Here is a 1326-nt window from a genome sequence, read left to right as displayed (position 1 = left end):
TTTCAAACTGAAAGAAATAATGTTACCACTGCTTTCCAACCACCAACCATACAACTCACCAAGGTTGCACCTCCCGAACACAAAGGAACTCCTCGATACTCACTGGAGACCTACCACCACCCCCAACCCTTTTATACCCTTGTGCCGAGCAGCCCCGGCCAAACCTGGCTTTGCATTGGTTACCATGGCACCTTGAACCCTGTGATTGGCTTGAACAGAACTGCTGATGCTAATGCTGTCCCCTGTTGGTCATTTCCCATTCTGTTTGCTATCTGATTGGATGACACATATGTGTGTTTGCTGTGAAGGACGACCTTGTGCATTCACCTGAACTGCAGGTCCACTATTGATAAGATGGCTATGCAGGAGCACAATAGTCCAGGTATTAATGTGTTTCCCTGGTGGAAAATGCATCAATACCTGTTTACTGGTTTTGTATAAAACATAATGTCATGAACATGGAATATAGCAACACCATCTGATTACTAGCCATTTTCTGTAAAGATTGGTATGCAAAGAATTTCTGTGTGTTGGGTAGTTACAGAGAAAATGGCAAAAGAGTGGAAATTCCCTATTTGTGTCCCTTGGAAAATATCTGCCTGCCGGATGGAAAACTCCGCTAAAATGTTTGAACTTTTCCGCGCCGAGTTTCCGCGCCGAGTTTTTTCCTCGCATCGAATAATGTGGTGTTGCGACACTCCGCCCTACTGACTAGATGTTTTATACTGCATCTACATTCACATTATATGGAAGTGTTTGACGCATTTATTTTTTTTTCATTTTTTTGTGCGTTTCTTTTTTGTTCTATTTTTTTGTGTTTTTCGTTGTTACTATTTTTTTTCCATTTATGTTTTTTCTTTCCTATACTAACAGCTGACTCTTCCTTTCATAAAAGATCCAGAACGAGTACCGCCACACTAGTGCGAGGGTACACGGGCATAGGATGTTTTAGGATTGAAATCCCAAGCTGAGCAGCTGCCCACTGTTTTGTTCCTGCACTATCCAAGTGTTGTGTTACCCAGCCTTGGGGGGTGAGAACCCACAACACTGGGACAGTGAATGAGCAGCTGCTGTACTGTACACATAAAACTACCCTCCGTGTGCACTGAGGATTGGAAACCCAACTATTTTCCGGCCCCTACATGACTCCTACACTCCTATAGTTTTTGTCATGAAACCTTTGTTTTAGTAAATGCAAACCCTTGACAGGCCAAGCAGAATGCTTGGATGTTGGTTTGTTTTGATTTAATAGGTACAGCAAAGAAAGTGCATTACCCAATTAATTCACTCTAGTACAGGGAGGGAGGAATTGAATATGTTTGATTT

At 42.4% G+C, this 1326-nt stretch carries 1 protein-coding gene; it reads left to right on the top strand.

All coding sequences use genetic code 11. The features are described from left to right. A partial coding sequence (locus ACN0IC_RS15480; protein WP_416879646.1) for a hypothetical protein occupies positions 1-276 on the top strand: 276 nt, incomplete at its 5' end. Between the last annotated feature and the right edge of the window lie 1050 nt (positions 277-1326).

Source organism: Litorimonas sp., assembly GCA_029936425.1.
Lineage (GTDB): Bacteria > Pseudomonadota > Alphaproteobacteria > Caulobacterales > Maricaulaceae > Litorimonas.
Note: the sequence above shows the minus strand (reverse complement) of the source record. Positions and strands in the feature narration are given on the sequence as shown.